Origin of the sequence: Halolactibacillus miurensis (assembly GCF_900116255.1) — a bacterium.
Lineage (GTDB): Bacteria > Bacillota > Bacilli > Bacillales > Amphibacillaceae > Halolactibacillus > Halolactibacillus miurensis.
In genome coordinates this window covers 1-13,018 of sequence record NZ_FPAI01000044.1, presented here as the reverse complement: position 1 = coordinate 13,018, position 13,018 = coordinate 1, and the positions used below count along the sequence as shown (strand labels likewise).

General features: G+C 34.4%; 15 protein-coding genes and 1 pseudogene. 14 read left to right on the top strand and 2 right to left on the bottom strand.

Features of this window, described 5'->3' with window-relative positions; translation table 11 throughout:
• Positions 1-596 precede the first annotated feature (596 nt).
• From arsD to BM390_RS15620, 14 genes and pseudogenes are all read left to right on the top strand, one after another.
• Positions 597-962, top strand: coding sequence for an arsenite efflux transporter metallochaperone ArsD (arsD, locus tag BM390_RS14745; RefSeq protein ID WP_089855694.1), 366 nt, complete (start codon positions 597-599; stop codon positions 960-962).
• Positions 963-975: 13 nt separating this feature from the next.
• Positions 976-2,712: an arsenical pump-driving ATPase gene (gene arsA / locus BM390_RS14740; protein WP_089855691.1), complete on the top strand. Its 1,737-nt coding sequence runs from the start codon at positions 976-978 to the stop codon at positions 2,710-2,712.
• A 68-nt stretch (positions 2,713-2,780) separates the two neighbouring features.
• A pseudogene (locus tag BM390_RS14735) lies at positions 2,781-2,936 on the top strand (arsenic metallochaperone ArsD family protein); the annotation flags it as partial.
• 39 nt (positions 2,937-2,975) lie between these two features.
• The gene (locus BM390_RS14730; RefSeq protein WP_062323850.1) at positions 2,976-3,320 is read left to right on the top strand and encodes an ArsR/SmtB family transcription factor; all 345 of its coding nucleotides are present in this window, start codon (positions 2,976-2,978) and stop codon (positions 3,318-3,320) included.
• A gap of 30 nt (positions 3,321-3,350) precedes the next feature.
• Complete coding sequence (arsB, locus tag BM390_RS14725; protein WP_062323852.1) at positions 3,351-4,430, top strand: ACR3 family arsenite efflux transporter; 1,080 nt, start codon at positions 3,351-3,353, stop codon at positions 4,428-4,430.
• Between the two features lie 34 nt (positions 4,431-4,464).
• Complete coding sequence (locus tag BM390_RS14720; RefSeq protein ID WP_089855686.1) at positions 4,465-6,135, top strand: FAD-dependent oxidoreductase; 1,671 nt, start codon at positions 4,465-4,467, stop codon at positions 6,133-6,135.
• 229 nt (positions 6,136-6,364) lie between these two features.
• Complete coding sequence (locus tag BM390_RS14715) at positions 6,365-6,706, top strand: ArsR/SmtB family transcription factor (protein ID WP_062323855.1); 342 nt, start codon at positions 6,365-6,367, stop codon at positions 6,704-6,706.
• Positions 6,706-7,695 carry a permease gene (locus BM390_RS14710; RefSeq protein ID WP_062323857.1) on the top strand — a complete coding sequence of 330 codons (990 nt, stop codon included), beginning with the start codon at positions 6,706-6,708 and terminating at the stop codon, positions 7,693-7,695. Before BM390_RS14715 ends, BM390_RS14710 begins: the two co-directional genes overlap by 1 nt.
• A 67-nt stretch (positions 7,696-7,762) precedes the next feature.
• Positions 7,763-8,011: a thioredoxin family protein gene (locus BM390_RS14705; RefSeq protein WP_062323859.1), complete on the top strand. Its 249-nt coding sequence runs from the start codon at positions 7,763-7,765 to the stop codon at positions 8,009-8,011.
• 364 nt (positions 8,012-8,375) lie between these two features.
• On the top strand, positions 8,376-9,083 hold the full coding sequence (locus tag BM390_RS14700; RefSeq protein WP_062323932.1) for a hypothetical protein: 708 nt from the start codon (positions 8,376-8,378) through the stop codon (positions 9,081-9,083).
• A gap of 55 nt (positions 9,084-9,138) precedes the next feature.
• Positions 9,139-9,837, top strand: coding sequence for a hypothetical protein (locus BM390_RS14695; protein WP_062323934.1), 699 nt, complete (start codon positions 9,139-9,141; stop codon positions 9,835-9,837).
• A gap of 33 nt (positions 9,838-9,870) precedes the next feature.
• Positions 9,871-10,755 (top strand): S8 family peptidase, encoded by an 885-nt coding sequence (locus BM390_RS14690; protein WP_062323936.1) that lies wholly within the window; start codon positions 9,871-9,873, stop codon positions 10,753-10,755.
• 586 nt (positions 10,756-11,341) lie between these two features.
• Positions 11,342-11,575, top strand: coding sequence for a hypothetical protein (locus BM390_RS14685; protein WP_089855683.1), 234 nt, complete (start codon positions 11,342-11,344; stop codon positions 11,573-11,575).
• A gap of 67 nt (positions 11,576-11,642) precedes the next feature.
• Positions 11,643-11,786, top strand: a complete 144-nt coding sequence (locus BM390_RS15620; RefSeq protein ID WP_156321426.1) for a hypothetical protein — start codon at positions 11,643-11,645, stop codon at positions 11,784-11,786.
• A 48-nt stretch (positions 11,787-11,834) separates the two neighbouring features.
• Here the strand turns inward: BM390_RS15620 and BM390_RS14680 are convergent, their stop codons facing one another.
• Together BM390_RS14680 and BM390_RS14675 are read right to left on the bottom strand one after the other, a co-directional pair.
• Complete coding sequence (locus BM390_RS14680; protein ID WP_062323316.1) at positions 11,835-12,179, bottom strand: hypothetical protein; 345 nt, start codon at positions 12,177-12,179, stop codon at positions 11,835-11,837.
• Positions 12,180-12,523: 344 nt separating this feature from the next.
• Positions 12,524-13,018: RNA-guided endonuclease TnpB family protein (locus BM390_RS14675; RefSeq protein ID WP_143103204.1), on the bottom strand; the 495-nt coding region annotated here is incomplete at its 5' end.

Genomic DNA, 13,018 nt, shown 5'->3' with positions numbered 1-13,018 from the left:
TTTAGGGGGTTATGATGGAAAAACAATCCGTTGTATTAAGATTCCCAAAAACACTTTTGAATAGAGTGGACAAATACAAAGATGAAAAAGGGTTTAGTACTCGAACACAAACTATTTTTCACCTCATACAAGTAGCACTCGATAAGTCGGGCAATTAAGACGGGGAAGGCCCATCCCTTGCCCGAAGGCGATTCATCCCCCACTTACTCATTGGGCTTAGCCCATAACATTCCTTGAAGATGAGGGTTTTCTCGCCTAATTTAGATAAAATTAGGGTTTTTGGGATTAATGGTCAGTATCATGGTTTTGCCCACCTTGTTTCTTTCTCCTGAAAAGGGCCTCTTTAGAAAAACTCTCTTTACCTTGGTCATCATCGGTCTCTCTGTGGGATAGAATCGTGTATCCAGAACCTTGATATTTTGAAGTTCTTTTTTTTGCTATCCAGCAGTAATTTTAGAGCTTAGCCGCAGAAAATCAAGCTAGTATAATTACTCAAAATTATTTTTATTGACTATACATAGATAAAGTTCTATATTATATATAGAACTTTATCTATGTATAATCAAATAAATTTTCTACAGAGGAGCAAAAAAATTATGACAGAATTAGCATTATTTGAACCAGCAATGTGCTGTAGCACAGGGGTGTGTGGGCCAGCTGTAAATGAAGCTTTATTACAAATTACATCAGTTATGAACGCTTTAGATACATTAGAGGGGTTTCAAGTTAAAAGATACAATTTATCTAGTAGTCCTCAAGTATTTTTAGAAAACGAACAAATAAGTAAATTATTGAAAGAAAAGGGCGCTGAAGCATTGCCAGCAACACTATTAAATGGCGAAGTAGTAAAATTTGGAGAATACCCTTCAATGGAAGAAATAACAGCTTTTACAGGAGTAAGATTTGTCCCAATGGGATCAAATGACGGTGGCTGTTGTGGACCAAACTCAGAATGTTGTTAGGAGGATTTTAAAAATGAAAAATTATCAACCAGAACAATTAAACCTTACAAAATATCTTTTTTTTACTGGTAAAGGTGGCGTAGGAAAAACATCTACCGCTTGTGCTACCGCAGTTTCATTGGCGGATAGTGGAAAGAACGTTATGTTAGTGAGTACGGATCCTGCTAGTAATTTACAAGATGTTTTTGATAAAGAGTTAACGAATGATGGCTTAGAAATTCCAGAAGTGAAAGGCTTAACCGTAGCGAACTTTGATCCAATTACTGCTGCACGTGACTATATGGAAAGTGTTGTTGGTCCGTATAGAGGGGTGCTGCCAGATTCAGCTGTAGCCAATATGGAAGAGCAATTATTAGGTTCTTGTACCGTTGAAATTGCATCTTTTAATGAGTTTGCTGGATTTTTAACGAATCCAGAAGTTGAAGCTCGATATGATCACATTATTTTTGATACTGCCCCTACGGGACACACATTAAGAATGTTGCAATTGCCCTCTGCGTGGAGTAACTTCTTAGATGAAAACACTACTGGTGTATCATGTATGGGTCAGCTTTCAGGACTTGGTGATAAGAAAGAAATGTATAAGCACGCAGTAAATACACTATCAGAGGGTACAAAAACAACCTTAATGTTAGTGACACGTCCACAAAATGGACCCCTTATCGAAGCGAATAGAGCTTCTGAAGAATTAAAAGAAATCGGTATATTAAATCAAAAATTAATTATAAATGGATTGTTAGAAAGATCTACAGACAGTGTCTCTCAAAAAATTTATGATGAACAACAATTAACGTTAAAAAATATACCTGAAAATTTAAAACAATTTTCAACATTCATCGTTCCTTTACGCTCATATAATGTAACCGGCGTTGAGAACTTACGATTACTGTTAACATCAGATCAAACAAATGCAGTCGTAGAAGCTCCAGAGTTAATGGATTACCCTAGATTACAACACATCATAAATGAGTTAGATCGAACAAATAAAAAAGTTGTTTTCACTATGGGTAAAGGTGGCGTTGGAAAAACAACGATTGCTGCTACACTGGCAACAGGATTGGCAGCTAAAGGGAAAAAGGTGCATTTAGCAACAACAGATCCCGCAGCTCATTTGAAATTTGTGATTACTGAATCAGAAAATATTAAAATGAGCCATATTGACGAGAAAAAAGAATTACAGGATTACAAGGAAGAAGTTCTAGCTACTGCTCGTAAGACAATGTCTTCTGAAGAACTAGAGTATGTTGAAGAAGATCTACGCTCGCCTTGTACTCAAGAAATAGCCGTTTTCAAACGATTTGCAGAGATTGTTGCTACAGTTGATTGCGATGTAGTTGTTATTGATACTGCACCAACTGGACACACGTTATTGTTGTTAGATTCCTCTAAAAGTTATGCTGAAGAAGTCGAAAGAACTTCTGGTGAAGTTCCTGAGTCCGTTCGCAGACTGTTGCCAGTCTTACAAGATCCTGAACAAACAGAAGTTGTCATGGTTACTCTACCTGAAAATACGCCCGTCTATGAATCTATACGTCTACAAGAAGATTTAGATCGTGCCAAAATCGCTCATACTTGGTGGGTAATAAACAATAGTATGCTAACGAGTGGCACAACAAATGAAGTGCTCAAAGCTCGTGCACAAAGTGAAGTTACGTGGATTAATAAAGTAGCAGAACTATCGAATAATCATTTTGCGGTAGTAGAGTGGAGTTCTCCTGAAGTGAAAGGAAAATCTATAGCACTATTTTAGAATAAGTTAGATGAAGGCAAGGAAATAAAAGTGGCTAAAATAACTCTTTATGAAGATCCCGTCCTGATTCATTCGTCCGAAATCAAGCGATAACGCAGTTAATCCAAGAAAATGGGGTTAACTGTTTGCCAGTAACAGCATTAAATGACACTAAAATTGTGAAGCTTGAAAAATACCCAACGAATAAAGAACTTTCTGAATGGATAGATTTAAACTTGGAATAAAGGAGAGCTATCTTTTTACCAATAGAAAGGAACATGAGAATGAATTATGAAGAATTCGCAAAAATTACTAAAGCTTTATCTGAACCTAAACGTGCAAAAATACTGGATATGTTGTCGTGCGGAGAAATGTGTGCGTGTGATATTTTAAAACATTTTGATTTTACTCAACCTACATTGTCTCACCATATTAAAATATTAGTAAAAGCTGGCTTAGTTACAGCCGAAAAAAGAGGAACATGGCAACATTACTCAATTAATGAGCAAGTAACCCAACAATATATTCAAGAAACCATTCATTTGTTAACACATTCATCTGAATGTATTTGTGAGTCTGAAGGCATTCAAAAAGAAGTAATAAATTTAACTTCTTTTGTTTCTCATTAAAAGATTAAATACGATTATTGGAGGAAAATCATGAAAGATTCAGCGTCAAAAGAAAAAGTATTAAATAAGAAAAGTGGAATCGGGATTTGGGAACGATATTTAAGTTTATGGGTTGCTTTATCAATGATTATAGGTGTAGTGCTAGGACAATTTATTCCTGCAATTCCTAATTTTTTAAGTCAATTTGAGTACTATAATGTCTCAATTCCAACAGCTATTTTAATTTGGTTAATGATTTTCCCAATGATGTTAAAAATTGATTTTAGCAGTATTGTAAATGCAACAAAAAAACCAAAAGGATTAATCTTAACTACAGCAGTAAACTGGTTAATTAAGCCTTTTACAATGTATGCCATTTCCGCCTTTTTCTTTCTGGTGGTATTTAGACCCTTTTTAAGTCCAGAACTAGCCAATGAATACATAGCTGGTGCAATTCTTTTAGGGGCAGCACCTTGTACGGCTATGGTATTTGTCTGGAGTGAACTAACAAAAGGTGATCCAGCATACACCTTATTGCAAGTGTCTATTAATGATATTATAGTTCTTTTTTTATATGCTCCAATAGCGGCACTTTTATTGGGCATAGGTAACGTATCTGTCCCTATCAATACACTTTTACTTTCCATTTTTGTCTTTATTGTTATTCCTTTAGTTTTAGGAATTGTTGTCAGAAAAAAAGTCGTTAAGCAAAAAGGTGACCATTATTTTGAAAAAGAGTTCGTAAATAAATTCGATGGTACAACCCGAATAGGATTATTATTAACCCTTGTTATTATTTTTTCGTTCCAAGGTGAACGGATTTTAAGTAATCCATTTCATATTTTATTAATTGCTGTTCCCTTAATTATTCAAAATATTGTAATATTCTTCCTTGGTTATGGCGGTGCTAAAGCTTGTAAATTACCTTTTTCAATTGCAGCACCCGCAGCCATGGTTGGAACAAGCAACTTTTTTGAGCTGGCCGTAGCCGTTTCAATTGCATTATTTGGGTTGAATTCTGGAGCAACATTGGCAACCGTTGTAGGAGTATTAGTAGAGGTTCCTGTTATGCTTTTATTAGTCAAATTTTCAAATAAAACAAAACATTGGTTCGACGGATATGAATATTAAACGTTGTTTAGATTAAATGAAAAGAGGCAAAAAAATGAAAATTGTCGTTATTGGATCTGTCGCTGCGGGTACATCTGTCGCAGCTAAAGCTAGAAGAAATACAGAGGAAGCTGAAATTTTCGTATACGATCAAGGAAAAGATATTTCTTATTCGGTTTGTGGTATTCCTTATCACATTGGTGAGGAAGTGGAAGAATTGAGTGCCTTAACTCCTAGAAATGCAGCGTGGTTTAAAAAGAGATACAATGTCTCAGTCTTCACTGAACATAAAGTGACACGCATTGATCCGGCCAACAAACAGTTAGAAGTAACGGATCTTGTTTCTGGAGAAAAGAAACAAGACAATTACGATGGATTGGTTTTTGCTACAGGGGCTTCTCCATTCACTCCACCTCCATTTAATCAAAAAGAGTATGATAATGTGTTCCAAGTTCGAACCATTCAAGACGCACGAGATATTGGAGCCTATTCATCTAAACAACCTAAAAAAGCATTGATTATTGGTGCTGGATTTATTGGTTTAGAAATGACAGAACAATTAATCCATAAAGGATTAGAAGTAACAATCGTTCAATTAGAAGATCAAGTGATGCCTCCTATGGACGCAGATATGACTTTCCACATTGAAGAACATATGCGTGCAAAAGGCGTTAATCTGATTCTTGGCGATACTGTAAAAATAATTGAAGGGAAAACCTCAGTAGAGAGAGTTATCACGACAAACGGCATTACAATCGAACCAGATATCGTTATCTTATCAGCAGGTGTACGTCCAAACACAGAATTAGCTAAAGAAATGGGCGTAAAACTGGGAGATTCAAGAGCAATTGCGGTCAATAACAAAATGCAAACCAATCTTCCAGATGTTTATGCAGTTGGGGATGTAGCAGAAAGCTTCTCCGTTATTACAGGAAAACCTATCTATCGTCCATTAGGATCTACGGCTAATAAAATGGGACGAATTGCTGGAGACGTGATTACTGGTGGTGATTTAGAGCACAGAGGTGTCTTAGGAACAGGAATTTTCAGAATTTTTGAGTTACATGTTGGTCAAACAGGTCTAACCGAAAAAGAAGCGAAAAAAGAAGGTTATGATGTTGAAGTTTTATATAATATCAAGCCAGATCACGCCGAATATTTAGGTGGAAAAGAATTAACAATCAAAGCATTAGCAGATAAAAAAACAGGTCGTATCTTAGGTGCGCAAGTTATAGGAAAAGCCGGGGTCGATAAACGAATTGACGTAATTGCAACAGCTATCACCTTTAAAGCAAAAGCCGAAGATTTATTCCATTTAGATTTAGCCTATGCGCCACCATTTGCGACAACGAAAGACCCTATATTATACACCGGCATGGTTTTAGATAATGCATTAAAGCGAAACCCGTTGATAACACCAGCTGATTTAATAAATCGTCTAGATTGGAATGAAAAAGTTCAAATCATTGACACGCGTTCTAAAAAAGATTTCGAAAAATCACATGTCAAAGGAGCTATTCATATTCCATTAGCTGAATTAAGGGAAAGAAATGTTGAACTAGATAAAAACGTAACAACAGTCACTTATTGTAACAAAGGTGTCACTGGGAATGCTGCTCAAAATGTATTAATCAATTATGGATTTAAAAAAGTCTACAATTTATCAGGTGGAAATAAAAATTTTCAAAATCATATCAAAATGATAGAAAAAAACTATAGTAAATAACTTTGTTCTCTTTTTTCTCCTAGCACCTCTTACAGTGCTAGGAGTTTTTCACATATAAACGCTATATATAAAAGAAACCTAATCGCTTATCAGATGAATTTATCTATTATCTTTAATAATTCTACTCTTTAAGTAATATAAACATGATGTTTGATAAAACATATTGACAGTAAGCTAATTATTATTATATAATTTATATGAACGAATTCGGATATGAGGATGTGAGCGTGTGAATGAACTAGAATCTATAAAAATTTTCAAAGCTTTTTCTGATCCAACTAGGCTAAGAGTGGGATTATTATTGCTTCAAAAAAAATTGTGTGTGTGTCAATTACAAGAAATTTTAAATACTCCTCAGAGTAAACTATCAAAGCATCTAAGTAAAATGAGAGATTTAAACTTAGTTATAGGAATTCCAGATGGGAAATTTACAAAGTATGAAATTGTTGAAGATAAATTTCTTATTGCTATTTTAAATACTGTTAAAGATTATAGTAGTCATGAAGAGCTATTTTTAACAGATCTAAGTAAGATTGATAAATTTGATTATCTGATTGAAGGCGATCAGTAATGTTGACCTTTATTAATGATCAATTATTTAGAATGGTTTGGCTAAATGATTTAGCTGGGTGGATTGTTCAAACAATTTTTAAACTAAATTTAGATGAAAAATTGGGACAAAGCCTTCAATTTTTTATATTTGATACAGTCAAAATTTTTATCCTTCTTTCCGTGCTTATTTTTCTTATGGGGATTATACAATCATATTTCCCACCAGAGCGAACAAAGGTTTTGTTAGGAGGTATGAAAGGGTGGAAAGGGAACCTTCTAGGTGCTTTGATTGGAACAGTCACCCCTTTTTGTAGTTGCTCAAGTATTCCTATATTTATCGGATTTACCACTGCGGGACTTCCTATAGGAGTCACGTTCTCGTTTTTAATTTCCTCACCTATGGTAGATATCGCGTCAATCATCATGCTAATGTCTTTTTTTGGTTGGAAGGTAGCCATAATGTATGTTCTTGTAGGATTGATGTTGGCTGTAGTAGGAGGTACCGTCATTGATAAATTAAATATGAATGATCAGGTACAAGACTATATCAGAGATATGGAAGAAGAGGATATATTTAGTGAAGAATTAACCTTCAAGCAGCGTATAGACTTTGGTATAGAACAAGTGAAAGAAGTAGCTGGGAAAGTTTGGCCCTATATTCTTATTGGTGTTGCTATTGGAGCAGGTATTCATAACTGGGTGCCACAAAGTTACATTCAAAGTGCATTAGGAAATAACAATGTCATTTCGGTCTTCTTAGCGACATTAATTGGTATTCCTATATATGCAGATATATTCGGTGTATTGCCAATTGCAGAAGCATTATTTTCAAAAGGAGTCCCAATAGGTACTCTTGTTGCTTTCATGATGGCTGTGACAACACTATCACTTCCTTCCCTGGTTATGCTAAGTAAAGTAGTGAAACCTAAATTACTAGGGATATTTATTTTAATTTGCTTAATCGGGATTCTATCCATTGGCATTTCTTTTAATTGGTTCCTTATTTAAAATTTTGAAATACACAACAAGCATTATTTGTTTTTGACACTTGCCCAACTAGAAAGGAAGATAAATTATGATAATTAAAATATTAGGACCAGGTTGCAAAAAATGTGAAAAGTTAGAAAAAAACACGAAAGATGCCCTAGAAACTCTCTCTGTTGATTTTGAATTAGTAAAAATAACAGATAGTATTGAGATTCAAAAATATGGCGTTATGCGGACGCCAGCTTTGGTGATTAATGATAAAGTTGTTGTATCTGGTAGAGTGCCAAAAACAAAAGAAATTGAAAAACTCATAAATATAGCAACTCCAGAAAATTAAAGTTAATATTGAGCAGCTAGTTCGTTGGTGTGAATATGGCCTTTAGTAGGACTTATACCAGCTAATTTGTTGCTTTTTGTATTCAGTATTATAGAAAACGATATACCTTGCAATCTTATCTATTTATAAAAGTTTATATCTAATGCCTTTCTCAAGAACGATATTATAATTGTTATTGCTAAAAAGATTATTATAAGCGTATAGCTACCAATTACTTCAAAATAATATTTTAATAAAAATAAAATTATGATTACGATAATGATTGCTGTTAAAAAAATAAAGTTTTTCAATTTCCACAAACCTCCTTGTTTTTTCGACTTTTATATTATAACATATATGTAAATAATTTAAAGGAGGTTTTTGGATGTTAAAAGTAAAGTTTTCAGCTTTATTCTTAATTTCAGTAATGTTTTTTGGTGTTTTTACAGAGTCCACCTTTGCCTATTCACAAAGCTCTTCTGACTTTATGTATTCATATGAGTCTAGTATGAACAGAATCCAGGAAGTTTTATCTGAATTCATAATCTTTAGTGAGGATGGGATAGAGGTAACAAGAAATAAAGGGCAAATTATTAGTAGTTTAAATCAGAAGGATATTAATAATTTAAACAAACTTTCTGAGTTACAGGGAATTAAGCGTGACAAACCATTAACAAAACAAAGCATTGTTGATACATATTTAAAGAATATTGAAAATCTTAATGCTGATGTGCGTGATGGAAAGTTAGAAGTTCTATCTAATGGAGCATTAATTGATGCAAATGATGATCATTTTTATGTCCAGGGAGGCGTAACTAAAGATCAAAATTTTTGGTGGGGAAAAAGAAGGTATAAAAGTACAGCTAACGCTAGAACATGGGCTGCGGAATTACTGTTTCTTTCTGAAGCTAACGCAGCACATGCAATTATTGCAGGTGCTGTGTTCGGTCCAATGGGGGGGATTCCGAATGCAATAACGGGAATCTATATAGCTAATGTCGCGAATAGAGTTAATTATCACAATAGTTTAAGTAATCGGGGAATAATAATCGATTTACATTGGACTCTTACGTTTTTCACAAGAACTCAATAAACTCTATTCGATAATGGTGAAAATTAGTTAATTATAAAAAAACGGAGGATTTTAAATGAAACAAATATCATTATTTTTAGTAATAGTATTGTCTTTTGGAATTTTTTCACCCCCTGTCTTTGCCCATTCCCAAAGCTCTTCTGACTTCATGTATTCATATGAATCTAGTATGAACAGAATCCAGGAAGTTTTATCTGAATTCATAATCTTTAGTGAGGATGGAATAGAGGTAACAAGAAATAAAGGGCAAATTATTAGTAGTTTAAATCAGAAGGATATTAATAATTTAAATAAACTTTCTGAGTTACAGGGAATTAAGCGTGACAAACCATTAACAAAACAAAGCATTGTCGATACATATTTAAAGAATATTGAAAATCTTAATGCTGATGTGCGTGATGGGAAGTTAGAAATTCTATCTAATGGAGCATTAATTGATGCAAATGATGATCATTTTTATGTCCAAGGAGGCGTAACTAAAGATCAAACATTTTGGTGGGGAAGAAGAAGATATAAAAGTACAAATAATGCCCGATTGTGGGCTACAAATTTAAGAAGTGCTGCTTTATCTGGGACAGGGGTCGCTGTTTTTGCCACAGCATTCGGGGTTGCACCACTAGCAATTTCTACTTCATTAACCTCAATATATATAAATAATCTTGCTAGTAGAGCTGATTATCATAATGCTTTAACTAGTCGTGGAATAATAGCCAATTTACACTGGACGCTTACATTCTCAATTGAAACTCAGTAGTAGTAGCGCTTAAAAAGGGGTAAAACTTATTTCATGAAAAAAAAAATAGTAATATTAATAATTTTGTTATCAGTAAGTAGTATTGTTTTTGGAGTTTTTTTTTCAAAAAACACAACTCCAGATGAAATAGACTACTGGGTATATAAACATCTTAATTATAAAGAGCTTCATCATTATTCCACTGGATCTTCACAAACCATTGCTATAATAGATAGTGGAATTTCTTCTAATATAAAACTTGATGCAGAAAAAGCTTTCTCATTAACGAGTGAGGATATTTACGATTACAACGGACATGGTACTATGATGTACTCTATAATTAAAGGGACGGAAGATGATATCCTAGGCATTAGTCCCGATGTTGATATACTATCAATAAAAATTTTAGATAAGGCAGAATCAACTAGACCAGAATTGATATATGATGCGATTGAAATGGCTATTGATAAAAATGCAACAGTTATTAATTTAAGTGTTGGAAGCTACAAAAATAATGAAGACATTGCTGGTTTAATTAAAGAGGCTCACAGTAAGAATATCACAGTTACTGCATCTTCTGGTGACTTCTCTAATTTTGAAATGATGTTCCCCGCAAATATGAGGGAAGTTATTTCTATTGGTGCACTTGGTGAAAACTTACAGCCATTAGAATTAACTAGTGGGCCTGACCTAACAACAATTAATGCACCTGGGGAGAATATATTAGTATTAGATGCTAATGATGAGATATTTTATTCCTCTGGTACATCACAAGCAACCGCTTTAATATCCGGATATATTGCTTTACTAAGGGACTATGCTTTAAAAAACAATATATTCTTATCAAATGAAGATATTGGTTATTATCTAAGTTTAATAAAGGAGGGAAACATGCAATATAGCGATGTTTTTAATGAACTATCGATGACAGAAGCATAAAGGAGATACTTTACTATATCCTTTCACAGTACTTACTCCTAAAAGATAGAATTATATTATATAACTAATTGGCTGGATTGAGTTCAGTATTCAACTGGACTCAATCCAGCTAGCTTTTTATTGGATTGTCCATGCTTGTAACAGTGGATATATTCTTCAATAATCAGAGGAATTAAAGAAGCACCAATCGTTTCTTAATTCCTTCTAGATTACTGATGATTTCTTGGGGGATAGACGACTACAAAACCGTTATATACCATAGCCCCTCCGTACGGATAGCAAGCCTATGCTTGCTTTTTTTATTGCGTATTTTTCCTTTTGCCCCTGAATCGTAAAACACACCAGGCGAACTAAGGGGCTAGGCGGCAGGGCACCCGAACCTTTCCGCCGATCCCCAAAGTTCTTGAAAAAACCATCAATAAGCTTTCACGACATATCCTCACGATGTTCCGGTATTTCATGGTCATATTGACGATTTTTTATGCTGGTTTTAGATTTCATCATGCAAAAGGGAAAAATACTCCCCTTTACGGGAACACATTTCGTTTCAGGGGCAGTACAAATGAAAAATCAAGGAGGAATAAACATGAAAGAAATAAAGATAGGATTTAAAACGGTACAAATCCCACGGATAGGACATGAACCTGATTTATTAGCGTACGGGAAGGCATACCGAACATGTGACATTAATCTAACCGATGGCTTTATCAAGTGTATGAACAATGTAGTTAAGATTAGACAGGATGAAAAAGGCGATTTTATAGATTTATCGACAATAAGACACAATCCCTTCAGAGGATTGGGGAAAGTATATATATAGAATTCATATAAGAGGGTTGAATCCCTTCTCATATATTAAAAAATATAAGTCCAGGAGGTCATTAAATATGGCAAAGCTACTTGTAGAAGTAGAATATAATCAAAAAAAGTTAGAGGAATTAGGTTTATCTATAGAGGATGAAATAGTTGGTTGGATTGAAAGTGATGAGACAGAAGTTTTTGTGAATTCAATAGAAACGATTAAAAAATAAAGTTAATAATCGATAAGGTCGCTGTAGAAGCCACCTTATCGATTGCTGTTATTTCGATGATAATTCAATGTTCTCTCTATTGTCTCTATTCCCTTCTTCATCAATTGAATATAGATTTATAACATCTTTCTCGCTGTTATCGAGGTCATAAAACATTGGTTCATCCCCCTCATAAGTCAACTCCATAACCCCATCTTCAACAGCGTATACACCGCTATTCTGAAATATGCCAATCGTACATGAAAACGTCGAATCTTCATTAAAATCAAATACACCAACAATGCCGTCGCTGCTTACCGCATCCCATTCCCCTTGAATGTTAGTTGATGAACTACATCCAGCAAGTACTGTTACCACAAATAAAATAATAAATACGTGTTTAATTCTTTTCAAATCAATCATCCTTTCTTGTATAGTGTTCTTAATGACTTTACCACAAATTTTTACAGGTTTCTTCGTGAAATATTACCTTATTTTCAGCATTTTCTTCACGTCTACCGATGATTACTCAACTAATGAAAGGTTATCGTCTCTAAAATCGCCTCTGACAACAATCAATATACTAATTTCAACTTGATATACCACATACGAGACTTTAAATGCGCTTTATGATCCAACCTTTTGTGTATGAGTACATCTTGGATAGTGACTACAGCCTTGAACTACTCCACCTTAATTTCTTACGAAATTTGAAGATGGAGATTCCTAAGAAGACCAACCTAACGGTCAGTTATGGATTAGGCTATCCCCGAAGTCCCTTCGGTTAGAAGTCTTATCGCTTCAGCTTCAATATTTTTACTTGCGTTCAGATCTCTATCGTGATGGGTGTGACACGTTGGACATTTCCATTCACGCAAAGCAAGATGCTTAACGTCTTTATTTCGGTAGCCACAGCAAGAACATAGTTGGCTCGAAGGGAAGGTTTTTCCTACTGGCACCACCTGTTTCCCGTACCATTTTGCCTTATATTCAAGCATTGAACGAAATTCTGACCAACTGACTTCGCTAATCGCTCTTGCGAGCTTATGATTCTTTATCATATTTGACACCTGCAAATCTTCAATACCTATGATGTCGTGGATTTTGACAATATCGGTACTGAGTTTGTGCAGAAAATCCGTACGTGCATGTTTAATTTTTTCGTGAATACGGGCAACTTTCACTTTTTGCTTTTGATAATTTTTTGCTTCGTGCAACGGCTTGCCGTCTTTCTTTGCCTGTTCGTATCTGCG

Bases quoted from the DNA above. Each gene is read 5' to 3' on its own strand.
- arsD (WP_089855694.1), top strand. From the start codon at position 597: ATGACAGAATTAGCATTATTTGAACCAGCAATGTGCTGTAGCACAGGG.
- arsA (WP_089855691.1), top strand. From the start codon at position 976: ATGAAAAATTATCAACCAGAACAATTAAACCTTACAAAATATCTTTTT.
- BM390_RS14730 (WP_062323850.1), top strand. From the start codon at position 2,976: ATGAATTATGAAGAATTCGCAAAAATTACTAAAGCTTTATCTGAACCT.
- arsB (WP_062323852.1), top strand. From the start codon at position 3,351: ATGAAAGATTCAGCGTCAAAAGAAAAAGTATTAAATAAGAAAAGTGGA.
- BM390_RS14720 (WP_089855686.1), top strand. From the start codon at position 4,465: ATGAAAATTGTCGTTATTGGATCTGTCGCTGCGGGTACATCTGTCGCA.
- BM390_RS14710 (WP_062323857.1), top strand. From the start codon at position 6,706: ATGTTGACCTTTATTAATGATCAATTATTTAGAATGGTTTGGCTAAAT.
- BM390_RS14705 (WP_062323859.1), top strand. From the start codon at position 7,763: ATGATAATTAAAATATTAGGACCAGGTTGCAAAAAATGTGAAAAGTTA.
- BM390_RS14700 (WP_062323932.1), top strand. From the start codon at position 8,376: ATGTTAAAAGTAAAGTTTTCAGCTTTATTCTTAATTTCAGTAATGTTT.
- BM390_RS14695 (WP_062323934.1), top strand. From the start codon at position 9,139: ATGAAACAAATATCATTATTTTTAGTAATAGTATTGTCTTTTGGAATT.
- BM390_RS14690 (WP_062323936.1), top strand. From the start codon at position 9,871: ATGAAAAAAAAAATAGTAATATTAATAATTTTGTTATCAGTAAGTAGT.
- BM390_RS14685 (WP_089855683.1), top strand. From the start codon at position 11,342: ATGAAAGAAATAAAGATAGGATTTAAAACGGTACAAATCCCACGGATA.
- BM390_RS15620 (WP_156321426.1), top strand. From the start codon at position 11,643: ATGGCAAAGCTACTTGTAGAAGTAGAATATAATCAAAAAAAGTTAGAG.